At 58.8% G+C, this 25,607-nt stretch carries 17 protein-coding genes; 10 read left to right on the forward strand and 7 right to left on the reverse strand.

Annotated features, from left to right (window positions below; genetic code table 11):
* Positions 1–12: 12 nt before the first annotated feature.
* Positions 13–375 (reverse strand): response regulator, encoded by a 363-nt coding sequence (locus KSS91_RS13815; protein ID WP_095966718.1) that lies wholly within the window; start codon positions 373–375, stop codon positions 13–15.
* 257 nt (positions 376–632) lie between these two features.
* Here KSS91_RS13815 and KSS91_RS13820 point away from each other — a divergent pair, with 257 nt between their 5' ends.
* The 5 genes from KSS91_RS13820 to KSS91_RS13840 all read left to right on the forward strand — a co-directional run bounded on the left by KSS91_RS13820 (position 633) and on the right by KSS91_RS13840 (position 7,177).
* Positions 633–4,124, forward strand: a complete 3,492-nt coding sequence (locus KSS91_RS13820; protein ID WP_217838339.1) for a response regulator — start codon at positions 633–635, stop codon at positions 4,122–4,124.
* A complete protein-coding gene (locus tag KSS91_RS13825; protein WP_217838340.1) occupies positions 4,124–4,957 on the forward strand; it encodes a CheR family methyltransferase in 834 nt (277 codons plus the stop codon). The genes KSS91_RS13820 and KSS91_RS13825 overlap by 1 nt, the downstream gene beginning before the upstream one ends.
* Positions 4,954–5,547 carry a chemotaxis protein CheB gene (locus tag KSS91_RS13830; protein WP_015095031.1) on the forward strand — a complete coding sequence of 198 codons (594 nt, stop codon included), beginning with the start codon at positions 4,954–4,956 and terminating at the stop codon, positions 5,545–5,547. The genes KSS91_RS13825 and KSS91_RS13830 overlap by 4 nt, the downstream gene beginning before the upstream one ends.
* Positions 5,541–6,722, forward strand: coding sequence for a hybrid sensor histidine kinase/response regulator (locus KSS91_RS13835; RefSeq protein ID WP_217838341.1), 1,182 nt, complete (start codon positions 5,541–5,543; stop codon positions 6,720–6,722). Before KSS91_RS13830 ends, KSS91_RS13835 begins: the two co-directional genes overlap by 7 nt.
* 77 nt (positions 6,723–6,799) lie before the next feature.
* Complete coding sequence (locus KSS91_RS13840) at positions 6,800–7,177, forward strand: response regulator (protein WP_007970583.1); 378 nt, start codon at positions 6,800–6,802, stop codon at positions 7,175–7,177.
* 4 nt (positions 7,178–7,181) lie between these two features.
* Here the strand turns inward: KSS91_RS13840 and KSS91_RS13845 are convergent, their stop codons facing one another.
* From KSS91_RS13845 to KSS91_RS13855, 3 genes are all read right to left on the reverse strand, one after another.
* Positions 7,182–8,852: a response regulator gene (locus tag KSS91_RS13845; RefSeq protein WP_217838342.1), complete on the reverse strand. Its 1,671-nt coding sequence runs from the start codon at positions 8,850–8,852 to the stop codon at positions 7,182–7,184.
* Positions 8,849–10,351, reverse strand: coding sequence for an ATPase domain-containing protein (locus KSS91_RS13850; protein WP_217838343.1), 1,503 nt, complete (start codon positions 10,349–10,351; stop codon positions 8,849–8,851). Before KSS91_RS13850 ends, KSS91_RS13845 begins: the two co-directional genes overlap by 4 nt.
* A gap of 184 nt (positions 10,352–10,535) precedes the next feature.
* Positions 10,536–11,591 carry a HEAT repeat domain-containing protein gene (locus KSS91_RS13855; RefSeq protein ID WP_217838344.1) on the reverse strand — a complete coding sequence of 352 codons (1,056 nt, stop codon included), beginning with the start codon at positions 11,589–11,591 and terminating at the stop codon, positions 10,536–10,538.
* 385 nt (positions 11,592–11,976) lie between these two features.
* Between KSS91_RS13855 and KSS91_RS13860 the strand changes: the two genes are divergently transcribed.
* From KSS91_RS13860 to KSS91_RS13880, 5 genes are all read left to right on the forward strand, one after another.
* Positions 11,977–13,110 carry a hypothetical protein gene (locus tag KSS91_RS13860; RefSeq protein WP_217838345.1) on the forward strand — a complete coding sequence of 378 codons (1,134 nt, stop codon included), beginning with the start codon at positions 11,977–11,979 and terminating at the stop codon, positions 13,108–13,110.
* A complete protein-coding gene (locus KSS91_RS13865; RefSeq protein ID WP_217838346.1) occupies positions 13,029–16,124 on the forward strand; it encodes a hypothetical protein in 3,096 nt (1,031 codons plus the stop codon). Before KSS91_RS13860 ends, KSS91_RS13865 begins: the two co-directional genes overlap by 82 nt.
* An 85-nt stretch (positions 16,125–16,209) precedes the next feature.
* The gene (locus KSS91_RS13870; protein WP_217838347.1) at positions 16,210–18,345 is read left to right on the forward strand and encodes an FUSC family protein; all 2,136 of its coding nucleotides are present in this window, start codon (positions 16,210–16,212) and stop codon (positions 18,343–18,345) included.
* The gene (locus KSS91_RS13875) at positions 18,335–18,535 is read left to right on the forward strand and encodes a DUF1656 domain-containing protein (RefSeq protein WP_015095039.1); all 201 of its coding nucleotides are present in this window, start codon (positions 18,335–18,337) and stop codon (positions 18,533–18,535) included. The genes KSS91_RS13870 and KSS91_RS13875 overlap by 11 nt, the downstream gene beginning before the upstream one ends.
* A 4-nt stretch (positions 18,536–18,539) precedes the next feature.
* Positions 18,540–19,505, forward strand: coding sequence for an HlyD family secretion protein (locus KSS91_RS13880; protein WP_217838348.1), 966 nt, complete (start codon positions 18,540–18,542; stop codon positions 19,503–19,505).
* Positions 19,506–19,711: 206 nt separating this feature from the next.
* Here KSS91_RS13880 and KSS91_RS13885 read toward each other — a convergent pair whose 3' ends face one another.
* Genes KSS91_RS13885 through mexE form a run of 3 tightly spaced genes read right to left on the reverse strand, consistent with a single transcriptional unit; the run spans position 19,712 to position 25,578 of the window.
* The gene (locus tag KSS91_RS13885) at positions 19,712–21,133 is read right to left on the reverse strand and encodes an efflux transporter outer membrane subunit (RefSeq protein ID WP_217838349.1); all 1,422 of its coding nucleotides are present in this window, start codon (positions 21,131–21,133) and stop codon (positions 19,712–19,714) included.
* Positions 21,133–24,312 carry an efflux RND transporter permease subunit gene (locus KSS91_RS13890; protein WP_217838350.1) on the reverse strand — a complete coding sequence of 1,060 codons (3,180 nt, stop codon included), beginning with the start codon at positions 24,310–24,312 and terminating at the stop codon, positions 21,133–21,135. The genes KSS91_RS13885 and KSS91_RS13890 overlap by 1 nt, the downstream gene beginning before the upstream one ends.
* A 12-nt stretch (positions 24,313–24,324) precedes the next feature.
* Positions 24,325–25,578 carry a multidrug efflux RND transporter periplasmic adaptor subunit MexE gene (mexE, locus tag KSS91_RS13895; RefSeq protein ID WP_217835066.1) on the reverse strand — a complete coding sequence of 418 codons (1,254 nt, stop codon included), beginning with the start codon at positions 25,576–25,578 and terminating at the stop codon, positions 24,325–24,327.
* Between the last annotated feature and the right edge of the window lie 29 nt (positions 25,579–25,607).

A 25,607-nucleotide genomic window follows, 5' to 3' on the forward strand; every position in this document is an offset into this window, starting at 1 on the left:
TGGATCGCCAGGTCACCCGAGAATGCCTTTGACCTTGTCGCGCAACTGATCAATGGAGAAGGGTTTGCCGATCACGTGCATGTCGGGGGGGACGTCGATGCTTTCGGCATAACCGCTGGCAAACAGAATGGGCAGGGCAGGACGCAAGACACGTGCTTCTTTGGCCAGCTCGCGACCATCCATGATCGGCAGGCCGACATCCGTCATCATCAGGTCAATGCGTTGCTTCGAGTCCCCGAGCGTCTCCAGCGCCTGTACGCTGCCGTCAGCCTCCAGCACCTTGAACTCCAGCTCCTCCAGTACGTCGACAATCAGCATGCGCACGATGGCATCGTCTTCGACGACGAGGATGGTGTAGGCGTTGGCGGATGACATAGTCGACTTCCTGAATAAGTTTGACATTGCCGGTCGCTGGAAATCACCGGACTCTAGCATCAGTAAGTGGCAGATCCAGACAAGTTCCCGAGGTGGCGCAAAAAAGCATGCAACGCAGATCAGCAAGGATAACCCGCCGATTAGCGTGGGCGCAGAGGAATGTAGGCCTATGCGCGAAAACATGTCAGAAAAATGGATCCATGTGCCAGTTTTGGGGCAAACTCCTTGCATTCTGACAGTTCGACAAGGCCTGCCCCATGACCTCTGCGTCCTCGGTTGATGAGCAACGATTTCGTAAACTCCTGAGCCGCAATATCAGCCTGCCGTTGGGGCTGGGCCTTATCAGCGCGGTGTTCTTCGTTTCGCTGATCACCTATCTGCTGTCGACGATCCAGTGGGTGGAACACACCGACCGGGTGATCAATAACGCCAATGAAGCGGTCAAGATGACCGTGGACCTGGAAACCGGGATGCGCGGTTTCCTGCTCAGTGGCGACGAGCATTTCCTCGACCCTTACGAAACCGCCAAGCCGCGGATTGCCGTGGCCCTCAACACCTTGCTCGAGCTGACCGCCGACAACCCGGTGCAGACTGACCGCTTGCTGCGATTGCAGGCATTGCAACAGGAGTGGGCCAGCTATGCGCAATCGTTGATCGATTTGCAGCGCAGCAGCGGTGATTATCGCTCGGTGGTGAAGGCCGGGCGGGGCAAACGCCTGACTGATGAAATTCGCAAACAGTTCGAGGAGGTGATCGACTCCGAACAACAGTTGCGCACCACGCGCAATGATGAGGTGCGCCGCACCACGGTCTGGAGTATCAGCCTCTATCTGTTGTTCATTGCCGGCGTCAGTGGTTTGCTGGCGTATGTCGGGCGTCGCGATTTGCTCAGCCTTTCTCAAAGCTACAGTGTCAATCTCGCAGCCCAACAAGCCAGTGCCCAGCGCCTGGAGCAACAGGCCTGGCTGCGCAACGGTCAGACCGAGCTCGCCGAGCAGGTGTTGGGACAGTTGAGCCTGAACCTGCTGGGCCGCAACATCCTGCAGTTTTGCGCGCAGTACCTCGGTACCGTCGTGGCGGCGCTCTATGTTCGCGAAGACCACGGCGGTCTCAGACGCATCGCCAGCTACGGTTTTTCCCGCGAACAGGAAGAGCGCGAGCAGCAGATCTACAGCGATGAAGGCATTGTCGGCCAGGTGGCGCAGCAGGCGCGGCTGATTCGCCTGGACGAGGTGCCGGGGGATTATTTCAAGGTCAGCTCCGGCCTCGGTGACGGATTGCCGCGCAGTGTACTGGTGGTGCCGACCAGCGACGACGACCGGGTCAATGGCGTGATCGAGTTGGGTTTCCTGCGTCCGCTGAATGACCGCGATGTCGCATTGCTGGAGTTGATTGCCAGCAACATCGGCACGTCCATCGAGTCCGCACGCTATCGCCAGCGCTTGCAGGAAGTGTTGGCCGAAACCCAGCAGCTCAATGAAGAGTTGCAGGTGCAGCAGGAAGAGCTCAAGACCGCCAACGAAGAACTCGAAGAACAGTCGCGGGTGCTCAAGGAGTCCCAGGCGCACCTGGAAACCCAGCAGGTGGAGCTGGAGCAGACCAACGAACAACTCGCCGAGCAGGCACAAGTGCTGGCCGAGCAACGCGACGCCATGGACCTGAAGAACTCCGAACTCAATCAGGCGCAGATCCAGCTCGAAGAGCGCGCGCTGGAATTGCAGCGTTCGAGCAAGTACAAGTCCGAATTCCTCGCCAACATGTCCCACGAGCTGCGCACGCCGCTCAACAGCTCGTTGATCCTGGCCAAGCTGCTGGCGGAAAACCCGGAAGAAAACCTCACGGCCGAGCAAGTGAAGTTCGCCGAGTCGATCTACTGCGCCGGCAATGACTTGCTCAACCTGATCAACGACATTCTGGACATCTCCAAAGTCGAGGCCGGCAAGCTGGAAATCCGTCCGGAGAACACCAGCGTGGCACGCCTGGTCGATGGCCTGCAGGGCCTGTTCCAGCCGTTGGCCATGGACAAGCAACTGGATTTCCAGGTGGACTTGCAGGACGGCGCGCCGCAGATGCTGTTCACCGATCGCCAGCGCCTGGAGCAAGTGCTCAAGAACCTGTTGTCCAACGCCGTGAAGTTCACAGAAAGCGGCAGCGTCAGCCTGTCCGTCGCCGCGGCGCCGAATGACGGCATCGCGTTCAGCATCCGCGATTCCGGGATCGGCATCGAGGCGGATCAGCACGACAGCATTTTCGAAGCCTTCCGTCAGGCCGATGGCACCACCAATCGGCGCTACGGCGGCACAGGGCTGGGCTTGTCGATCTCCCGCGATCTGGCCGCGCTGCTCGGCGGTTCCATCAGCGTGACCAGCAAACCGGGGCAGGGCAGTGTGTTTACCCTGGTCATGCCGCAGCAGTACGTGGAACCGGGCGAGGAGCCTGTCGAACCGATGAGGGCCGTTGCGGTGGCGGCTGCGCCGAACGCAGTGCCGCCCACGCTGTCGCCATTGGTGGCCGAAGTCGACATTGCGCGTTTCGACGACGATCGCCACAAGGGGCCGTTCACCAGCCGCTGCATTCTGGTGGTGGAGGACGAGTCGAACTTTGCGCACATCCTCTACGATCTTGCCCATGAGCTGGGTTATCAGTGCCTGGTGGCCCATGGCGCCGACGAAGGCTACGACCTGGCCAAGGCGTTCATCCCCGACGCGATCCTGCTGGACATGCGGCTTCCGGATCATTCCGGCCTGACCGTGCTGCAACGCCTGAAGGAGCACGCCGAAACCCGGCACATCCCGGTGCATGTGATTTCGGTCGAGGACCGGGTCGAAGCGGCGATGCACATGGGCGCCATTGGCTATGCGGTCAAACCCACCACGCGCGAGGAACTCAAGGACGTATTTGCGCGCCTGGAGGCCAAGCTGACCCAGAAGGTCAAACGTGTACTGCTGGTCGAGGACGACGACCTGCAGCGCGACAGCATTGCCCGCCTGATCGGCGACGATGACATAGAGATCACCGCCGTTGGCCTGGCGCAGGAGGCTCTGGACCTGCTGCGCGCGTCGGTCTTCGATTGCATGATCATCGACCTCAAGCTGCCTGACATGCTCGGCAACGACCTGCTCAAGCGCATGTCCACCGAAGACATCTGCTCCTTTCCGCCCGTCATCGTCTATACCGGGCGCAACCTGACCCGCGATGAAGAGGCTGAACTGCGCAAGTATTCGCGTTCGATCATCATCAAGGGCGCGCGCTCGCCGGAGCGGCTTTTGGACGAGGTGACACTTTTTCTGCACAAAGTCGAATCGCGGTTGTCCCATGACCGGCAGAAGATGCTCAAGGTCGCCCGCAGTCGCGACCGGGTCTTCGAAGGGCGCAAGGTGCTGCTGGTGGATGATGATGTGCGCAACATTTTCGCCCTCACCAGCGCGCTGGAGCAAAAGGGCGCAGTCGTGGTCATTGGTCGCAATGGCCGGGAAGCGATTGAACGACTCAATGAAGTGGAGGACATCGATCTGGTGTTGATGGACGTGATGATGCCGGAAATGGATGGCTTTGAAGCCACTGTTGAAATCCGCAAGGTCCCGCGTTGGCGCAAATTGCCGATCATCGCGGTGACGGCCAAGGCCATGAAGGACGATCAGGAGCGCTGCCTGCAAGCCGGCGCCAACGATTACCTGGCCAAACCCATCGACCTGGACCGCCTGTTTTCGCTGATTCGCGTGTGGTTGCCGAAGATGGAACGCATCTAGTGGAGCGCCATATTTCAGGGGAGCGCAGCAGTGAAATCGAATTGCGCCTGTTGATCGAGGCGATTTACCTCAAGTACAGCTACGATTTTCGCGATTACTCCGGCGCGTCGATCAAGCGTCGGGTCAATCATGCGTTGAGTCAGTTCGAGTGCCAGACCATCTCGGCGCTGCAGGAAAAGGTCCTGCACGATCCGGCCGCTTTCATGCAATTGCTGCAATTGCTGACCATTCCGGTCAGCGAGATGTTTCGTGACCCCTCGCACTTCCTGGCCATCCGCAAGGAAGTGGTGCCGCTGCTGCGAACCTACCCGTCGATCAAGATCTGGATCGCCGGATGCAGCACCGGGGAAGAGGTGTATTCGATGGCCATTCTGTTGCGCGAAGAGGGCTTGCTCGACCGTACCATCCTCTACGCGACCGACATCAATCCGCACTCTCTGGAAAAAGCCAAGCAAGGGATTTTCTCGATGGAGAACGTCCGCGCCTACACTGCCAATTACCAGCAGGCCGGTGGCCAGTGTTCGTTTGCCGACTACTATACGGCGGCCTATGGGTACGCGATTTTCGACAAGACACTGCGCGAAAACGTGACCTTCGCCGATCACAGCCTGGCGACGGACAGTGTGTTCTCCGAAACTCAATTAATTTCATGTCGTAACGTATTGATTTATTTTAATAAAAAACTTCAGGATCGGGCGTTAGGACTGTTTCATGAGTCCCTCTGCCATCGCGGTTTCCTGGTATTGGGCAGCAAGGAAACCCCGGATTTCTCGTCTTTTGGCGATGAGTTCGAGCCGCTGGTCAAACAAGAACGGATCTATCGAAAAAAATGAACAGTGCAACGAGCCTGCCAGCTATCGAAGCGATCGTGATCGGTGCCTCCGCCGGTGGCGTTGAGGCGCTGTTGAACATCCTCGGACCGCTGCGCGAAGGATTTGTGTTGCCGATCATTGTCGTGCTGCACCTGCCGGACGAACGCCGCAGCCAGCTGGCGGATGTGTTTGCCCGCCGGGTGGCCATGCCGGTGCTGGAGGCGTGCGACAAGACCGCGGTCGAGGCCGGCACGCTGTATTTCGCCGCGCCCGGTTATCACCTGTCGGTGGAGCGGGACCGCAGCTTTTCCCTGAGCCTGGAGCCTCGAGTGCATCATTCGCGCCCCGCCATCGATTACCTGTTCGAATCGGCTGCCGATGCCTACGGTGCCGGGCTCGCTGCAGTCCTGCTCACAGGCGCCAACCGCGATGGCGCGCACGGGCTGGCCCAGGTCAAACAGCGCGGTGGCATCACCATCGTGCAAGACCCGCAAGAGGCTCAAGTCGCCACCATGCCCCAGGCTGCGCTGGATATGCACCGGCCAGACCACATACTTTCTGTACGCGGCATCGGCCGTCTGCTTGTCGAGATGGAACGAATCGCATGCTGAGTAATATCCAGGCCAAACTGCTGATCGTGGACGATCTGCCGGAGAATCTGCTGGCGCTTGAAGCGCTGATCAGGCGTGAGGACCGGATTGTGTACAAGGCGCTGTCCGCCGACGAAGCCTTGTCATTGCTGTTGCAGCACGAATTCGCCATGGCCATCCTCGATGTGCAGATGCCTGGCATGAATGGCTTCGAGCTGGCGGAGTTGATGCGCGGTACCGAAAAAACCAAGAACATCCCGATCGTTTTTGTCAGCGCCGCCGGGCGTGAAATGAACTACGCGTTCAAGGGCTATGAAAGCGGCGCCGTGGACTTCCTGCACAAACCACTGGACATCCACGCGGTCAAGAGCAAGGTCAATGTGTTCGTCGACCTGTATCGCCAGAGCAAGGCGATGAAGGAACAAGTGCTGGCCCTTGAGCAAAGTCGCCGCGAACAGGAAGCCCTGCTCGAGCAACTGCAGAACACCCAGCTGGAACTGGAGCAGGCGGTGCGCATGCGCGATGACTTCATGTCCATCGTCGCCCACGAAGTGCGCACACCGCTCAACGGCCTGATCCTTGAAACCCAGCTGCGCAAGATGCACCTGGCCCGGGACAACGCCGCCGCCTTCACCCTCGACAAGATGCACGCTATGGTCGACCGCGACGAGCGGCAGATCAAAAGCCTCATTCGCCTGATCGAGGATATGCTCGATGTCTCGCGCATTCGCACCGGCAAGCTGTCGATCCGGCCGACACGGTTCGATCTTTCGACGCTGGTTCGCGATTTGCTGCACAACTTTTCCCGGCAGATCGACGCCGCCGAGACGTCGGTCACCCTCGATGCCGAGCAACCGGTGATCGGAAACTGGGATGAATTTCGGATTGAGCAGGTCATATCCAACCTGTTGACCAATGCCTTGCGCTACGGGGCCAAGAGCCCGGTCTCGGTGAAGGTATACAGTGAAGGAGGCCTGGCGCTGGTAGACGTGCGCGACCAAGGGATCGGGATCAGCGAAGAAAACCAGAAGCGCATATTCCAGCAGTTCGAGCGCGTATCGGCCAGGCAGGCCGTCGCCGGACTGGGCCTGGGATTGTTTATTTCAGAACAGATCGTGACCGCCCATGGCGGTACAATTACCGTCCAGAGCCGGATTGGCGAGGGCGCCTTGTTTCGCGTTTGTCTGCCGCTGTAGGAAAACAGCCAGATAAACGCAACCTCTGATCGACCCCACGGTCGTATCAGCAGCAATTGACCGAACAAAGGCTTCCCATGAGCGAAGATGCACAAGACGTAGTACTCGTTGTCGAGGACGATCCCTCGATTCTGATGGTGCTGTCCGCTTATCTGTCGGGCGAGGGTTATCGCGTACTGCAGGCCGAAAATGGCGAACAGGCTTTTGAAATCCTGGCGAGCAAACCCCACCTGGACATGATGATCACTGACTTCCGCCTGCCCGGTGGAATCTCCGGCGTGCAGATCGCCGAACCCGCCGTGAAGCTGCGACCGGAACTCAAGGTGATCTTCATCAGCGGCTATGCCCAGGAAATCCGTGAGACCGACAGCCCGATCACGCGCAAGGCGCCGATCCTGGACAAACCATTCGATCTGGATAAGTTGCAGGAACTGATGCAGGACATGCTTTCGTAAGCATTCAGGCGCTGATCATCTCCCGCACCTTCGCTGTCAACAGGTCGAAGGTGAACGGCTTGGTGATCATCTGCATGCCCGGATCGAGGAACCCGCCGCGCACTGCGGCGTGCTCGGCGTAGCCGGTGATGAACAGCACCCTGAGATCGGGCCGTAGTTGCCGGCCGATTTCCGCCAGTTGCCGGCCATTCATGCCGGGCAGGCCGACATCGCTGATCAGCAGGTCGATGCGCTGGGTCGAATCGAGTATCGGCACCGCGCTATCGCCATCACAGGCTTCAACGAAGGCATAACCCAGATCGCTCAACACCGTGCTGACCAGCACCCGCACCGCCGGATCGTCCTCGACGATCAATACGGTCTCGCCATTGTTGGTGAAGGGCGAGTGTTCGACATTGACCGGATGCTCCTGAGGCAGATCACCCCCGAAGCGTGGCAGAAACAGACTCACCGTGGTGCCTTCGCCCACGACGCTGTGGATGACGACATGACCGCCTGACTGCTTGCTGAAGCCATAGATCATGGATAAACCCAGCCCGGTGCCCTGGCCGATGGGCTTGGTGGTGAAGAAGGGGTCAAAGGCGCGGTTGACGATGCTTTGCGCCATGCCGCAACCGGTGTCGGTCACGCTGAGCACGACGTAATCACCCGCATCGAGATTGCTTTGGGACTGAGCAAAGTCCTCGTCGAGGTGCCGGTTCGAGGTCGAGACCACCAGCCTGCCGCCATTGGGCATGGCGTCGCGGGCGTTGATCACCAGGTTGAGCAGGGCGCTTTCCAGTTGATTGGGGTCGGCTTCGGCTACCCAGAGTTGCTGGTCCAGTTGCATGTCCAGGCGAATGCTTTCGTTGATGCTGCGTTGCAGCAGTTCATCCATGGAGATCACCAGGGCATTCATCTCAACGGGTTTGGAATCCAGCGACTGGCGGCGGGAAAACGCCAGCAGGCGGTGAGTCAGGGCCGCCGCGCGGTTGGCCGAAGTCACCCCCAGATCGATCAGGCTGTCCAGATCTTCGGTACGCCCGCGGGCCAGGCGTCGACGCAACAATTCCAGGCTGCCGATGATGCCGGTCAGCATGTTGTTGAAGTCATGGGCGATGCCGCCGGTGAGCTGGCCGACGGCTTCCATTTTCTGCGACTGGCGCAGCGCTTCCTCGTTGTGACGCAATTGCGCAGTGCGCTCTTCCACCTGCTGCTCAAGGGTTTCGAGGGTGTTTTGCAGGCGCAATTCACTCTGGCTCAGGTCGATCAGCCGATCCCTGGCCTCGTACTGTCGTCGCCGTCCGCGCAAGGCGGTGGTGACCAGACTGATCAGTGTGATCGGGTGAAAGGGCCGTTCGAGGAAGGTGACATTGCCCAATTGCGGACCGAAACGTGATGCCGGATTCTGTTGCGGGCCGCCATGGTGCGTCATCAACACGATCGGCAGGTCCGACCACGCGGGCTGTTGTTCAATCAGCCGGATCAACGGTTCGAGATCACTGCCCAGCAGTGCTTCGCTGGAAATCAGTAGCAGGCCGGCACCGAGTTCCAACTCGGCGCACAGTCCGGGCAGGTCCTGGCTGATCACCCCGTGAAACCCGGCTTCGTTGAGCATCATCAAGGCAATCTGGCTGTCACGCCCTCGCGGCGCAAGGATGAGGGTGCGCTCGGGTGTCGCCAGCACCGCAGTCACCGGATATCTTCCGCAAGCAAGGGGTTGCTGGCCCCGAGATAGGTGGGCACCCCGCGCAGTACGCCCTGGAAAGCTTCCAGCGGTTCACCGATGGTCATGCCCTGGGCGCTGATGCGGTATTCACGGATGGTCGATTCATGGCTGCCGGTGCGTTTCTTGATGATCGAAATGGCCCGGCGTACCTTGCCCAGGGCTTCGAAGTAACGCAGCAGGATCACCGTATCGGCCAGGTAGGTGATGTCGACCGGGGTCTGCATGTCGCCGACCAGGCCATGCTGGGCAACCGTCATGAAGGTCGCGGCGCCTTGTCGATTGAGGTACAGCAACAGCTCGTGCATGTGCAGTACCAGGGCGTTCTCTTCCGGCATTGCCGCCTGATAGCCATTGATGCTGTCGATCACCACGGTCTTGATATTGCCTTCGTCGACACAGCGCCGGACCCGGTGGGAGAACTCTCCGGGAGACAGCTCGGCGGCGTCCACCTGTTCGACCAGCAAATTGCCGCTGTCTTGCAGGGCCTGCAAATCGATGCCGATGTTCTTCATGCGCTCGAACAGCAACCCCAGCTCTTCATCGAAGATGAACAGCGCGGCTTTTTCACCCCGGGCCACCGCCGCGGCGGCGAACACCATGGATATCAGCGATTTGCCGGTCCCGGCCGGACCGAGAATCAAGGTGCTGGACCCGGTTTCGATACCGCCGCCCAACAGCGCATCCATTTCCCGGATGCCACTGGTCAATTGCTGGCGCAGGTATTGACCGCGATGTTCGGCGGCCACCAGACGCGGAAATACATGCACGCCGTCGCCGGTGATGGTGAAGTCGTGAAAGCCGCCCCGGTATTTCTGGCCGCGGTACTTCACCACGCGCACCCGCCGTCGCTCGGCACCGTAATTGGGCGTCAACTCTTCCAGGCGAATCACGCCGTGGGCGACGCTGTGCACGGTCTTGTCCAGGGACTCGGTGGTCAGGTCGTCGAGCAGCAAGACCGTGGCGTCATAACGCACGAAATAATGTTTGATGGCCAGGATCTGCCGGCGATAGCGCAGCGAGCTTTGTGCCAGCAGGCGAATTTCGGAAAGGCTGTCCAGGACGACGCGGGTCGGTTTGACCCGTTCGACCACTTCGAAAATCTGGCGGGTGGCCTCGCCCAGTTCAAGGTCGGAGGAGTAAAGCAACGTCTGCTGCTGTTCGCCATTGAGCAGGTTTTCCGGAGGCGTCAGTTCGAAGATGTGGACGTTGTCGTCCATCTCCCAACCATGGGACAAGGCGCCCTGGCGCAGCTCGCGTTCGGTTTCAGACAGCGTGATGTACAAGGAACGCTCGCCGGCTTGCGCGCCAGCCAACAGGAAGTGCAGCGCCACCGTGGTCTTGCCGGTTCCCGGCTCGCCTTCGAGTAAAAACACATGACCGCGGGACAATCCTCCATCGAGGATATCGTCCAGGCCCTCGATACCGGTGGCGGCTTTGGTACGGTTCAATTCGTTGGTTAGAGACAAATAAGAGTCCTCTTGTGGCCAGGAACAATGAGGCAGCCACTTCGAAGAGCCGCAACGGTCTGCCTTTTCACTTGACCCCTGGCCCGGACGAGCGTTCAACCTTTTTTAACGCAAAAAGATCGCAGCCTGCGGCAGCTCCTACACCTACCCTGCAGGAGCTGCCGAAGGCTGCGATCTTTTGCTTTCAGAGCCCCTGCTGCAACGACGGATCATCAGGGTTCATTTGTTCGAGCTGTGCCGTCAGGATCTGCACGTTTTGCAGCTGCCCGCTTTCCTTCCAGTAGTTGATCAGCAGCACCCGTGCCTTGCGATCGTTCGGATGGCGCTGAACGATTTCCTGCAACTGTATCTGCGCCGCTTCGAGCTCCTGCTCACCGCGCAACGTGGTCGCCAGGTCGTAGCGGTAATCGCGGTTATCGGGTTCAAGCTCAACGGCCTTGGACAGGCCGAGCAGGGCGAATTCGCTTTGGTCGTGATGCAGTAGCCAGAGCCCCAAGGCGTGTTGCAGATAGGCCGAGTTGGGCTGTGCCTGCAGTTGCCTGGCCAATAGTTGCCGGGCGGCGTCGTTCTGGCCCTGTTTGTCCAGCACTTCGATTTGCAGCACCAGCGCCGGCAGGTTGTCCGGGGCCAGGCGCAGGGTGTTGTCCAGCGCCTGTTGCGCTTGCTTGAGTTCGGCGTTGTGCAGGTGCAGCCGGGCCAGTTGATATTGGTTTTCGGCGCTTTGCGGTTCGCTCTTGAGCACGAGCTCCCAGGCATCGATGGCTTGCTCCAGCGGCCCGAAATACAAGCCGAGTTCATCCGGGGACAACCCCAGCAGCGCATTGATTGCCGCCAGCCGCACGCTTTGATCGTTGTCATCGAGCAATGGCCCCAGCAAAAGACTGCGCTGGCCGTTGGGTACCAGGGCGCTGACGCTCCTGATTGCGGCGATACGCACTTCGGGCGACTCGTTCTGCAAGTCGGCATCCGCCAGTTTCAGGGCCACCGAGCTTGGATAATTGGGCAGCTCGGCATGCAGCCAGACACGGCGCTTGGGGGACAGGTCCGGACGCTTCAACTGCTGATAGAGCACCCGCGCGGCACCGGGTTGACCGCCCCGGGCCGCTGCCAGCGCTTCGCTGTAACCGTGCTTGATGGCTTCGGGAACCACCGGGGTGGTATCGCGCAGGGAAAACCATGCAAGGCCGGTGACGAGCAGGGCGAAGAGGCTGATAAACAGATAGCGGCGTGACTGGGGCATGCAAAAATCCGGGAGATGAGGCATCAGCAAAAGAGTGTCAGCTTCGATCAGTCTGGGAAGGGAGTCAAACCTGCGTGGCTCTGAGATGCCGTCGCCATGTTCCTGGTGGGCGTTTCAGTAGCGTTTTTTACAAGTCGTTTACCGTGACAGTGCGTAGCCTCGCGAGAACTGAGTCAACTGAAACGGAAAATCCCGAGTGCCTCTCCCTCCTAGCGTCACAAGCATCATTCATGCGCCATCCACAACCTCTTTAACCTGCGATCAAATGAATAGAACGTTGGTTTCCGACGAGGTCCGGCATACCGAGAACACGCCCCTGGTTCTGCACAAGTCCGGTCGTGCACCTGCAAGGTCCACGGGCGCTAGTGTCGATAGTTCACCCCCAATGCTCGCACGCAACGCCTTCGAAGATCGCTTCACCAGTCAGGATGATCTCGAACAGCAGTGGTCAGAACTCAAGGCGCAATTGCAGACGGCGTCTCTTACCGAGCAAGAAATACTAGCTGTTCTGAGAAGCGGTATTTTGCAAACGAACACTGGCAAAGCCATTGCCGATCTATTTGCAGCCGCAATGTTACGTTCGATCCGACCATTGGGGTCGACGACCGACGATCGTTTGAAATATATAGTTGATGTGGTTTGTCATTTGCCGCCCGGCCAATGGCAGTTGGAGCTGGGTGAAAACATTGGGTTTACGAGTCGACAAAACACCGAGCGGGTGACTGGCTTTATCCAGTCACAGCTGGATCGTTCAACAGCGCTGCTGAATGAACGAATAGCAAACAACGAATTGCTTGCAGACTCTCAGTTGGCGGCCCTCAAGCAAATTACACAGCAAGCCCGGACCTATATTCGTCGTTCAAGTGAAAGCGTGCTCAATAGCGCCCTGATGATGCTTGAAGACGCGTGCGTTGTTCGGCCTTCTCCCAAGGACGCGCATCAGCAGTTGGTCAAGTTCCTTGATGAACTGCGCAGGCCGCTACAAAGCGAGCGAGTGCGATGGCCGAACCTCTTTGCGATACAGGTCGAGGCGATCTGCAATCAGCTTAAACCCGCTGAAGAGGATAAACAGACTTGGCAGGAGTGGCTGATCGACCCCCGCTGGCTGGAAAGCCCGCTCGAGCCACCGAATTCATTTTCAACGCCGATGAACTCATCGGAACCCGCGCAAGATGCAAAGCCAACCTCCGAGAAATCCACGCCCCTGCTATCGACCTTGCAGGCATTCGAGCGCAACGCCGACTTTTACTTGAACGTCAGCACAAAAGGTTCGAGCATTCCCGAGGGTTTTGCTGCCAGGCTTTTGTGGGTCTGCAATGTGCTGGATTCGTTCGGGGCGTTGAGATTGGACAGCAGGCATATTGCAATCGGTCGACCTTCTTCGACACACAAGACGACCAAACGAGCAGGTGGGCAACCGAAGTTCTGCCGGTATCCTTGGCTGATTTGTCGGGACATCAACCCGATGCCGCCTCCCATTCGTTCGAACAGTTTGCCGCGCAGTTGGACGGCGTTTTAACCCGGGTCATCAACAGCATTACGCCCTGGAACAGCGCTTATGCCGAAGAGCTGGATGAGGTTAAAGTTCTGCTGAATGAACAAGTCTACAGCCCGACAACCGAAGCTCTGCCCTCCGATTCATTCTGGTCCCGTATGTCCGACATGGACGCACTGGGAGAGCAACTGGGCAATTGGCTGAGTGCAATGAGTGGGCGTTTGCTCAGCACGGGCGTCGCGGTCCTGAGCCGAACGGGAGACTTGATAGAGCGCAATCCACGTGGTTCCGTGGGAGTCTTTGCTGCCTACATGGCGATCAGCAACTTTTACAGCTGTTGGTTTCTGCCTGCCAATGACGAAACTGCCGAAGCAAGACAATCGAACTCAAAACCTGACTTTGAACCTGATGAAGCATTTGTTGTTCATGAAAATACAATAGAGGGCATCACTGAGCTCCTTGATGAACAGCCAGAATTTGCAGATAGGGTTCTACAGCGTATCAGCGAATCCGAATATCTTGATCCGGGCGACGATCCACAGCTAATAGAAGATATCGAGGCGCTTTTAAAACAGACGGTCCACGGTAGTGCCGATGTAACTTACCAGGATTATCTCGAAGAAATTATCCAGTTGGCGGCTGCCGATGCTCACGAAGAATTCGAGGAGTTCGAGGAATATTCAGGAGGAGGTTCAACCACGGAGCATGCTTCAGCTCAGGTGGAAACTGATGACATCCATGGTGGCGTGCGCAGGAAACGAAGCCTGGACGGTTTGCCTTACATTGAAGCAAAAATACAAATAAATGGCGTATACGCACATGCTTCTGCTCGTTGGCTAGTCGAGGCGGGACAACAATCATTGAACGCTCGCGCAACAGGTCGCCCGGACGAGGAAATCGCTCCTGGTATGACGATTGGTCAGGCAGCTGACAGATTCATCAATGCGCTTGAAGACCTGCAAAAGGTTTCCGATCCTTCAGTTTTTATACGGACAGTCATCGAGGACACCATTGCTGGTTCGAATCTGCCGGAGGACATAAAGTCAACGCTGGATTATAAAACCAAATTCAAAGTTCAGTTTCGAGCGTTGGCAGTGGCGCACGGGCCTACAGAGATTGTTAACAAAGAGTTTGATCTGGCACAGTTATTTGCGGGGCAACATAAAAAAGAAGCTGCGAGCAAATCAATTTTCATATCGTGGCCTGATCGTTACACGTCGCAGTTTATTGCGCAAGTTGACGAGATGAATCTTCAGGAATTGTACAAAGAGCAATCGCAGGAAGTATTCTCACAGCTAGGTGTTTTTGATTTTTGGAAGATTGGCAAGCAAAAAGAACTGGAGCGCGCCCTGAAAGTATTCCTGCGGGAAGGTAAGGGCTCTGCGCAAAACAAGGTTATCGCAAAGAAGTTTCTTGATGGCAAGATCAAGGCGCAAACGATCTCGATTCGTGATGATAGTCTCAGTACTCCTCACAAGGTGAGTAACGCCGTTTATTTGCAAGACTGGAGTAATTCGGGAGGTTTGTTCGTTTTTTTGGGGGGGGACAGCACGGTTATCGAGCGCCCTCCCGAATTGAGACAAAGAACGAAGTCAATCGAACAGTTTCCAGAGTTGCGAGGTAATTTGTCCATGCGAATTGCTCTGGATGAACTTTTAGGGCGTGGCGAATATGGCTTCAAGCACAGCCTTGGTTTTGTTGATCCTGAAAAATTAAAATTTGAACCATTAGATATTTTTAACGTGTTTCTTCCTTTTTCTGTCGCAAAAAAGATAGATGGGAAGTTACCCTATGAACCTATTCTATTTGGATGGGCAGACAGTGATGTCGAACCGATTTATGAGGAGCTTTTCAAAAGGCAAGGTGATCAGGTCAAGGCTGCGATAGACACGTTGACCTCAACCACAGCCGAGCGCATAACAGATGCCATTTTGAACTTCGTGTCCGAAGCACTTGTCATGCTGTCGATGTGCACCGCATTCATTCCTGGCCCTGGTGCTGTAGCAGCGGGACTGTCGATGTTGTTCGGCTTTGGCTCGGTAGGGGCAACTTATGCACGAGGTGAACTGGAGGATGATCCGGGCCTGGCAGCGCAACACAAGGCCAATGCGTTACGTGGAGCCATTTTCGAACTTGTCGGGCCATTTATAGGGAAAGTGGCTGGTAAAGCTATTCCCAAGTCTTCATACAAAAAAATTGGTAATGAAGTCATCGAACGGATGGCTTCGTCAGGGCGTGTGTCAACTGATATAGCTAAATACTTACCGATAAAAACCCCAAAAAATCCCATACAGGAAGCAGTAAAAAAAATACCTGGATGGGTCGCTCCTGTGGAGAAGGATATCCTTGAGATACTTTCAAAGGTTGACTGGAAGTTTATAAATTATCGAACTGCAAACAAGTTTATGCGTTTGAATCGTGGGCCGCAGGTGGCGCAAAAGTTAATGGATAGAACGGGGGTGACGTATTTTGGTGGGCCATCAAAGGGTTATGTGTATAGGGGGGTCGTCATGCGAGGGGATATGCGCCCGCCAAGCGAAATTTTTGAGGAGGGCTTCAAGTTGCGCAAGGAATATACGGATATAAAGCAGATTAATGGAATGCAGGGTGGTTTTGGCGGAGATGCAAATGCACTTGGTCTGGACGGGAAGGGGATATCAACCTCTGCTTATTACAAGGATGCTGGTGAGGGGGCGTTCTATTATGGGGGCGACAGAAAAGGATGCACGTATGTTGTTGATGGTCGAGATATAGAAGGTTTTCATATGTATTATAATAAAGAGCTGGCAACCAATCCCGGTTCAAAACTTGGGCAAAGGCCCTACGAGATCAACTACCCAAATGACATTCCTCCTGAAAAAATACTAGGCGCTTATGACGCTAAAGGGATCTTCACCCCCAACCCAACAGCTATCGGCAGAAGTGTTGCACTAAGCACTCCTAAACATGGATCAAATGTTAAAGTTCCGAATCAGAACGCAGCAACTAATAGTACAGGCATTGCTTTCCCTCTGAGCGGCGAGCGGGCCAACCAGTAAACCTGAATATCGCCTCGGCAGGGATTCCTGTCGAGGCGCCGCACAAATGACTACGCTTGCTGGAGACAGTCCGACAGGCTTTCCCATGCAAGCGCTACTGCAATACTTCAAGGCGATGCTCAACCCCGGCCCCGGGGTGTTGCTGTTTGCCTTGCGAACCATCGCGGCGGGGTTATTGACCCTGTACCTGGCGTTTTTGTTCGATCTGGACCAACCCAAGTGGTCGATCATGGCCGTGGTCATCATCAGCCAGCCACTGGGGGGCATGGTGCTGGCCCGCAGTTTCGGCCAGGTGATCGGCACCACGTCGGGCGCAGCCGTGGCGGTGTTGATCATGGCGATCTTTCCTCAGGCTCCGCTGCCGTTCATCACCACCCTGGCATTGTGGCTGGCGTTATGCACCGCCGGTGGCACCTTGTTGCGCTATACCAGTTCCCAGGCGTTTGTCCTCAGCGGATACACCGCCGTGGTGGTGGCCTTACTGGCGGTACCGGATCAGGACGGCATGTTTCTGCTGGCGGTGACCCGCGTCACCGAGACCTTGCTGGCGGTGGCCTGCGTGTGTCTGGTCAGCCTGCTGACCGCCAGGCCTGAAGCCGTGGCCCGTGACTACTTCGCCAGGATCGACCAGATCACCCGGTTGCTGGCCACCCATGCCAGCGCCGTCATCCGCACCGAAGAGAGCGAAGCCGATTTCCAGCAGCGACAAATGCAGCTGTTGGGCCAGATCAGCGGTCTGGAGGGCGTGCGCCGGCACATGTACTTCGATGCGCCGCGGTTGCGCAGTGCCAACGGCCTGGTGCAACTATTGGGCAACCAACTGGTGTTGTTGACCGCGCGGCTGACAGCCCTGCGCCACCAGCGGCTGCTGTTGACCGAGCGTTGGGAGGGCGAGTTGCCCGAGGAAATTCAACGTTTGCGGGCCGAAGAACTGGCGTTTCTCGATGAGTTGGCGCGGGAAGGGCGTTCGCTTTCCAGTGACAAGCGCCATCACTTCACGTCGTTGCAACAACGCTTTGATGAGCTGGCCTACAGGGCCGAACAATTGACCGAGCCGTTGCCGGCCACCTTGCGCTCGCTGGCCTGGTCGCTGCGCTGGGAGCAGGCTCGCCTGCTGCAGCAGCTGGAGCAGATTCTGGAATTGAGTGACGCCATCCAGAGCGGGCGACCGGCCAGCAGCGTGTTTCGCGGGCGGGAAAATCCGCTGCATCTGGACTTCACCCTGGCGACCATGAATGCCATCCGGGCTTTTTCCGCGCTGTTGATTTGCGGCCTGATCTGGATCGAAACCGGCTGGGACGGTGCGCGAGGCGGGATGGTGCTGGTGGGCATCCTTTGCTCGCTGATGTCGACCTTTCCAAGACCGCTGCTGGCCGTGCAAAGCTACGCGAGGGGATTCGGGCTGGCGCTGGTGGCCTCGGCGCTCCTGCAGTTTCTGTTCGTGCCGATGGTCAGCAATTTCGAGATGCTTGCCTTGCTGTTGGCGCCCTTGCTCTATGCCGTTGCGGTGGGGCTGGCCAGTCCGGCCACGACAGGCACCGGCATTGGTCTGGGGCTCACGACGTTTCTGCTGCTCGGTCCGTTGAACGTGGGGATCGGTCAGAACACCGCCATCCAGTGGTTCGAATTTGCCGGGGCCTATACCTGCGCGACCGTGCTGGCGTTGAGCGTCTATGCGCTGATCTTTCCGTTCAGACCGGATTTGCGCATGAGACGGCTCTATAAAGAGAACTGCGAGCAGGTGTACGCCTTGCTGAAAACCGCGCCGACCGATGAACAGCAATTTGCTTTCGAGAGCCGCATGGTTGATCGCCTGACCATGATGCTGGGGTTGCTGCCGGCAACGCAGGAGCCACAATCCCATGAGCGGTTTCAAGTCAGCCTGGCCTGCATGGCACTGGGGATTGCCTTGAATCAGCTCAGACAGCAGGGGCAGAACAACGCATTGTTGAGTCCGGATCTGCAAAGTCGCCTGTTTTCCACCGTCCGGGAAACGGGCAGGCTGGTCGCCGGCCGGCCCGGGGTCGAAGTGACCCGGGTACTCGATAGCCTGCACGCCCTGGGCGACGAACTGGATGCCCTGCATACCGATGTCCATGAGCGCCTGTGGTCAGTGTTCCGTATGCGCGTGGCGCTGTTGATCGTGGTGTCGTTCGTCGAGCGTTATCGCGGCTACTTTCAACCCTCCGGCATTGAAGGAGACCCTGTCCTTGCCCATTGATCTGGAAGTGGGTGGCGCCTATCTGCCCCCGATTGCCCAGGCGTTGCTGCTGGGCTTGCCGATTTTCCTGTTGCTGGACTGGGTGCTGCGCCGCCTCGGTGTGCTGCAATTCGTCTGGCATGAAGCCTTGTTCGAAGGCGCGTTGTACGTCTGCGTCTGCGCCACGTTGATACTGGTGATGGGAGTCTGATGCCTTGAAGAACATCCTTCCCCGACTCACGACGCTGGCGGTGGTACTGCTGGCCTTGATCCTGGGCTGGTTCGCCTGGGAGCATTACACCCGTGCCCCCTGGACCCGGGATGCCCGGGTGCGTGCCGATGTGGTGACCCTGTCCGCCGATGTTTCGGGGCGAATCGTCAGCCTGGCCGTGCAGGACAACCAGCATGTGAACAAGGGCCAGGCGCTGCTGGAGATCGATCCGGCGCGTTACAGGCTGGCGGTGGAGCATGCCAAGCGTGCCGTCGAGGTGTCGAAAGCCTCGCTCGGGCAGGCCCAGGCGTCCATTACCGCCAGCGAGGCCTTGCTCAAACAACGTCAGAGCGAGGAGCAACGGCGGCGCACGCTCAAGGACCGTTCGGCGATTTCCGGCGAAGAGTGGGAAAAAGCCAACACCGATGTGTCGGTGGCCCAGGCGGATCTGCTGCGAAACCAGGCCAATCTGGTGCTGGCCCAGGCCAACGTGCAATTGGCCATCGCGGCCTTGACCCAGTCGGAGCTTGATTTGCAGCGCACCCATGTCGTCTCCCCGGTGACGGGCTATGTCACCAACCTGCTGACCCGGGAGGGCGACTACGCCTCGGCCGGGGGGCCACTGCTGGCGCTGGTGGACAGCGATTCGTTCTATGTCAGCGGTTACTTTGAAGAAACCAAGTTGCCGCGGATCGGCGAGGGCGACCGGGTCAGGATCGAGTTGATGAGTGGCGAAACCTTCGGCGGCAAAGTGCAGAGCATTGCCTTTGCCATTGCCGACCGGGAAAACCTGCCGGGCGGTCGCCTGTTGGCCAGCATCAACCCCAGTTACACCTGGGTCAAACTGGCGCAGCGGGTGCCGGTGCGGATCGAGATCGATGCCGACTATGCCGGTAAAGACAAACTCAGGGCGGGGACCACGGCCACCGTGACCGTCCAGGAAAGCCAAAAATCCAAAGACCAACAATAACCCCTGTGGGAGCGGGCTTGCTCGCGAATGCGGTGTGTCATTTGACATTTGCATTGCCTGACACACCGCCTTCGCGAGCAAGCCCGCTCCCACAAGGGATCTACATTACCGTTGAAAAGGCAAAAAAAGCCCCGCGACCGAATGAGACGCAGGGCAAAGGAATTGGTTGGTTGCGGCCAACCAAAGGAGCGCTTTAAACCATAGGGTTAATTGCTGGCGACCGTCTCAGGCTGCCAGCCGCCCCCGAGGGCCTTGTAGATGGCGACGATGCCGCGATACAGATCGACTTCGGCCTGGGCCTGGGTGTCTTCGGCCGCCAGGCGTTCACGCTGGGCGTCCAGCAGCACGAGGAAATCGGCGGTGCCTTCGCGGTAGCGAATCTCGGCGAGATCGGCAGCCGAACGGCTGGACTCGCTCTGGCGAATCAGCGAAATCAGGCGCTGTTGGCGTTTGCCGTAGTCGCTGAAGGCGTTTTCCGATTCTTCCAGGGCCAGCAACACTTGCTGCTCGTACGTTGCCAGGGCGCCTTTGGCATCGGCGTCGGCGGCGCGCAAACGGGCGCGCACGCTGCCCAGGTCAAACGCCGCCCAGGTGATGCTCGGGCCGAGCGCCCAGGCGTTGGCCGCCGAGGAACCGATTTGCGAACCGCGCCCGGCGGTGAAACCAAGGAAGCCGCTGAGGCTGACTTGCGGGAACAGGTCGGCCTTGGCCACGCCGATCCGCGCCGTGGCTGACGCCAATTGGCGCTCGGCACTGCGAATGTCCGGGCGACGTTGCAGCAGCTCACCCGGATTCCCGATCGGCAAAGCCTTGGCAATCGCCGGCAAGTCTTTCGGGCTCAGGTCCACGGTCAGCTTGTCCGGACGCTCGCCCAGCAGCGTGGCGATACGGTTCTTCTGCCGAACCTGCTCGGCCTGCAATTGCGGCACGCTGGCTTCGACAGACGCCAGGCGGGCATCGGCACGTTCAACATCGAGCTGATCGCCGACGCCGGCATCACGCAGGTTGATGGTGATCTTGCGCGACTCCTGCTGGTTCTCCAGGTTGGCCAGGGCGATCTTTTCCCGCAGTTGCGCGCCGCGCAGTTGACCGTAGGCATCCACCAGTTCGGCAATCATGCTCACCTGCAGCTGGTACAGATCGGCTTCAAGCGACTGTTGCTCGGCATTCGCCGATTCCAGGTTGCGCTGGATGCGGCCGAACAGATCGATCTCCCAGGCCATGTCCAGGCCCAGGTCGTAGCGTTCGCTGTTGACCCGGTCGGTGGTCTGGCCCGGAATCTGGCCCTTGCCCAGGTCACTGCTGACACGGCTGGTGACGACCGGCAAGTTGTCGTTGCTGATGTCATCGCGGATCGCCCGTGCGGCTTTCCAGCGGGCAAAAGCGACGCGCAAATCACGGTTGCCCTTGAGCGATTGTGTCACCAACTGGTTGAGGGTCGGGTCTTCGAACTGCTGCCACCAGATGCCTTCGAAACGCGAACGGTCAAAGTTCTTCTGGCCGGCGGCGCCATCGGTGGCGGCCGTGATGTTGGCCGCCTCGGTGTTGGGCGTCTGGTAATCCGGGCCCACGGCACAGGCACTCAAGGCCAGGACCAGAAGGCTCGGCAGGAAGGCTTTCAAACTCATCAGTGCGACTCCAGCTTCAGGGCGACCTTGGCGGCTTTGCGCGCCTGGCCACGCTCGACAAAGTTACGAATCAATACGTAGAACACTGGCGTCAGCAACAGACCGAAGAAGGTCACCCCGAGCATCCCGGAGAACACCGCCACACCCATGGCGTGACGCATTTCGGCACCGGCACCGCTGGAGAACACCAGCGGCACAACCCCCATGATGAACGCGAAGGAGGTCATCAGGATCGGCCGCAGACGCAGACGGCAAGCTTCCAGTACCGCGGCCAGCGGGTTGAGGCCCTCCAGCTGTTTGTCCTTGGCGAACTCGACGATCAGGATCGCGTTCTTGCAGGCCAGGCCCACCAGTACGATCAGGCCGATCTGGGTGAAGATGTTGTTGTCACCGCCGGAGGCGATCACACCGGTGATGGCCGACAGCAGGGTCATCGGTACGATCAGGATCACCGCCAGTGGCAGGCTCCAGCTTTCGTACTGCGCCGCCAGTACCAGGAACGCCAGCAGGACGCAGAGCGGGAACACGAACAACGCGGTGTTACCGGACAGGATCTGCTGGTAGGTCAGGTCGGTCCATTCGTAGGTCATGCCGTTCGGAAGTTCTTCCTTGAGCAGTTTCTCGATGGCTTTTTCGGCCTGGCCGGAGCTGTAGCCGGGGGCTGCCGCACCGTTGATTTCAGCGGTGATGAAGCCGTTGTAGTGCATCACGCGGTCGGGGCCCGAGGTGTCGCTGACCTTGATGAAGGTCGCCAGCGGGATCATCTCGCCTTTGTTGTTACGCACTTTCAATTGGCCGATCTGGTCGGATTCGAGGCGGAACTGCTGTTCGGCCTGAACGTTGACCTGATAGGTGCGCCCGAAGCGGTTGAAGTCGTTGGCATACAGCGAACCCAGGTAGATCTGCAGGGTGTCGAAGATGTCGCTGACAGCCACGCCGTGGGTCTTGGCTTTTTCCCGGTCGATGGCGGCATCGACCTGCGGCACGTTGACCGTGTAGCTGGTGAACAGACCGGCCAGTTCCGGCACGTTGTGGCTCTTGGCGATGATGTTCATGGTTTCCTTGTACAGCTCGTCGTAACCCAGGTTGCCCCGGTCTTCGATCTGCAGGCGGAAACCACCAATGGTACCCAGGCCTTGAACTGGCGGCGGCGGGAAGATCGCCATGTAGGCTTCCTGGATGTTCGCGTACTGGCCGTTCAAGGCACCGGCAATCGCACCGGCGGACATGCTCGGGTCTTTGCGCTCGTCGAACGGTTTGAGGGTCACGAACACGATGCCGGCGTTCGGACTGTTGGTGAAACCGTTGATCGACAGGCCAGGGAAGGCCACCGCGCTTTCCACGCCAGGCTGCTTCAGCGCCAGGTCGGACATGCGCTTGATCACGTCTTCGGTGCGGTCCAGGCTCGCGGCGTCCGGCAGTTGGGCGAAGGCCACCAGGTATTGCTTGTCCTGGCCGGGTACGAAACCGGTCGGGGTACTGGAGAAACCGAAGAAGGTCAGGACCATCAGGCCGGCGTACAGCAGCAGGGCGATGCCGCTTGAACGGATCACACGGGCAACGGTGCCGACATAACCATGGCTGGCCTTTTCAAAGAAACGGTTGAACGGGCGGAACAACCAGCCGCCAAACATCTTGTCCAGCACCCTGGAGAAACGGTCTTTCGGTGCGTCGTGGCCCTTGAGCAATACCGCCGCCAGCGCCGGCGACAGGGTCAGGGAGTTGAAGGCCGAGATCACCGTGGAAATCGCAATGGTCAGGGCAAACTGCTTGTAGAACTGCCCGGTCAACCCGGAAATGAACGCCGCCGGAACGAACACCGCACACAGCACCAGCGCCGTGGCAATGATGGGGCCGGTCACTTCACGCATGGCGCGCTTGGTGGCTTCAATCGGGGTCAATCCGAGTTCGATGTTCCGCTCGACGTTCTCCACCACCACGATGGCGTCGTCGACCACGATACCGATGGCCAGTACCAGGCCGAACAGCGACAGGGCGTTGAGCGAGAAGCCGAACAGGTGCATCACGGCAAAGGTACCGATCAGCGAAACCGGCACAGCCACCAATGGAATGATCGAGGCGCGCCAGGTCTGCAGGAACAGGATCACCACCAGCACCACGAGAATCAGTGCTTCGAAGAGGGTGTGAACCACCGCCTCGATCGAGCCGCGCACGAAGATCGTCGGGTCATAGACGATGCTGAAGTCCATGCCTTCGGGGAAGCTCTTCTTCAGCTCGGCCATTTTCGCCCGGACTTCGTTGGAGATCTCGATGGCGTTGGAGCCAGGGCGCTGGAAGATCGGGATCGCCACCGCCGGCTGATTGTTCAGCAGCGAACGCAGGGCGTACTGGCTGGAACCCAGCTCGACGCGAGCGATGTCCTTGAGACGGGTGATCTCACCGTTGTCGCCAGAGCGAATGATGATGTTCTCGAACTCTTCCTCACTGACCAGGCGGCCCTGCGTGTTGACCGACAGCTGGAAGCTTTGGGCACTCGGGGCAGGGGGCGCGCCCAATGCACCGGCGGCCACCTGGCGGTTCTGCTCACGAATGGCGGTGACAACGTCTGTGGCGGTCAGGTTGCGCGAAGCGGTCTTGTTCGGGTCGAGCCAGACCCGCAGCGAGTAGTCGCCCATGCCGAACAGCTGCACGTCACCGACACCGCCCAGCCGCGCCAGCTCATCCTTGATGTTGAGGATCGCGTAGTTGGACAGGTAGAGCATGTCGTAGCGTTTGTCCGGCGAGGTCAGGTGCACCACCATCGTCAGGTCGGGCGATGCCTTGTCCACGGTGATACCGATGCGCGTCACTTCCTCGGGAAGTTTCGGCTCGGTCCGGGTCACGCGGTTCTGCACCTGCACCTGCGCGTTGTCCAGGTCAGTACCCAGGGCAAAGGTGATGGTCAGGGTGATCTTGCCGTCGGCGGTCGACTGCGAGGACATGTACAGCATGTTCTCGACGCCGGTGATGGCCTGCTCCAGCGGAGCGGCCACGGTTTCACCGATGACCTTGGGGTTGGCACCCGGGAAGTTGGCGCGTACCACCACGGTCGGCGGCACGACTTCCGGGTATTCGCTGATCGGTAACTGGAACAGCGAGATCGCACCGGCGATCAGGATCAGCAGCGACAGCACCGCTGCGAAGATCGGCCGCGAAATGAAGAATTGGGAAAAATTCATCGTAAAAATCCCTTAACCGCGTGGGGTCGTGGCAGCCAGTTTCACAGCCGTGCCCGGTGCAACCCTGGCGGGCGCGACTTGGGGCAGGTTGCTGGCTTCCAGCGCTTGGCGTTGTTGTGCGAGTGCCGCGAGGGTTTGTTCGCTGGCCATCGGAATCACTTCAGGGGTGACCGGTGAACCGGGACGTACCCGTTGCAGGCCCTTGACGATGATGGTGTCGTCCTTGTTCAGGCCACTGCGCACGATGCGCAAACCTTCGATCTTCGGCCCCAGTTCCACCGCGCGGTAGGCGGTCTTGTTGTCGCCGTCCAACACGATCACGAACTTCTTGCCCAAGTCGGTACCGACCGCTTCATCGTTGATCAGCATGGCGCTGTAGGTGCCGCTGCCCACCAGTTTCAGGCGTGCATACAGGCCCGGGGTGTAGCTGCCATCGCTGTTGTCGAACACGGCGCGGCCACGGATGGTGCCGGTCTTGGGGTTGACCTGGTTGTCGACGAAGTTCATCACGCCCTGGTGCGGGTTGCCGTCTTCATTGGACAGGCCCATATACACCGGGGTGGTGGCGCCGCGTTTGCCTTGGCGAGCGAGCTCGGTGTACTTGAGGAACACACGCTCGTCCGCGTCGAAGTAGGCATAGACCTTGTCGGTGGAGACCACGCTGGTCAGCGGCGTGGTGTCGGCGGTCACCAGGTTGCCGGCAGTGATTTCCGCACGGCTGACACGGCCGCTGATCGGCGCGGTGACGCGGGTGAAACTCAGGTTGAGCTTGGCCAGGTCGAGCTGTGCCTGAAGCGCACCGACGGCGGCGCGGGCTTCCTGGGCGGCGCTGGTGCGCGAATCGGCAAGCTCGGCGGAAATGGCGTTGCTGATGCGCAGGCGTTCACCGCGCTGGGCTTCGTTTTCGCTACGGGTGGCATTGGCGCGCGATTGTGCAACCAGGGCTTCGAGGCGGCGGACCTCAGCCTGGAACGGACGCGGGTCGATCTGGAACAGCAGGTCGCCTTTCTTGACCAGGGCGCCTTCAGTGAATGCCACTTCATCGATCTGGCCGGAGACCCGTGGACGAATCTCGACCGTTTCCGGCGCTTCCAGGCGCCCGGTGAATTCGTCCCACTCGTTGACCGGTTGTTCCAGCACCTTGGCCACGCTGACCTTGGCTGCTGGCATAGTGGCGGCGGTTTCCGGGGCCTTGCCGCAAGCGCTGATCACCACTACGGCCAACAAAGCCAAAGGGAAGCGCAAATGTTTGAATGACTGTTCCATGGATGCATCCGCCAATGTGTTGAGATTGG

The sequence above is a fragment of the Pseudomonas azerbaijanorientalis genome (assembly GCF_019139795.1).
Lineage (GTDB): Bacteria > Pseudomonadota > Gammaproteobacteria > Pseudomonadales > Pseudomonadaceae > Aquipseudomonas > Aquipseudomonas laurylsulfatiphila.

Coding starts and splice junctions, on each gene's coding strand:
- KSS91_RS13815 (WP_095966718.1), bottom strand. CDS start 375: ATGTCATCCGCCAACGCCTACACCATCCTCGTCGTCGAAGACGATGCC.
- mexE (WP_217835066.1), bottom strand. CDS start 25,578: ATGGAACAGTCATTCAAACATTTGCGCTTCCCTTTGGCTTTGTTGGCC.
- KSS91_RS13885 (WP_217838349.1), bottom strand. CDS start 21,133: ATGAGTTTGAAAGCCTTCCTGCCGAGCCTTCTGGTCCTGGCCTTGAGT.
- KSS91_RS13860 (WP_217838345.1), top strand. CDS start 11,977: ATGCTCGCACGCAACGCCTTCGAAGATCGCTTCACCAGTCAGGATGAT.
- KSS91_RS13830 (WP_015095031.1), top strand. CDS start 4,954: ATGAACAGTGCAACGAGCCTGCCAGCTATCGAAGCGATCGTGATCGGT.
- KSS91_RS13820 (WP_217838339.1), top strand. CDS start 633: ATGACCTCTGCGTCCTCGGTTGATGAGCAACGATTTCGTAAACTCCTG.
- KSS91_RS13855 (WP_217838344.1), bottom strand. CDS start 11,591: ATGCCCCAGTCACGCCGCTATCTGTTTATCAGCCTCTTCGCCCTGCTC.
- KSS91_RS13890 (WP_217838350.1), bottom strand. CDS start 24,312: ATGAATTTTTCCCAATTCTTCATTTCGCGGCCGATCTTCGCAGCGGTG.
- KSS91_RS13840 (WP_007970583.1), top strand. CDS start 6,800: ATGAGCGAAGATGCACAAGACGTAGTACTCGTTGTCGAGGACGATCCC.
- KSS91_RS13835 (WP_217838341.1), top strand. CDS start 5,541: ATGCTGAGTAATATCCAGGCCAAACTGCTGATCGTGGACGATCTGCCG.
- KSS91_RS13870 (WP_217838347.1), top strand. CDS start 16,210: ATGCAAGCGCTACTGCAATACTTCAAGGCGATGCTCAACCCCGGCCCC.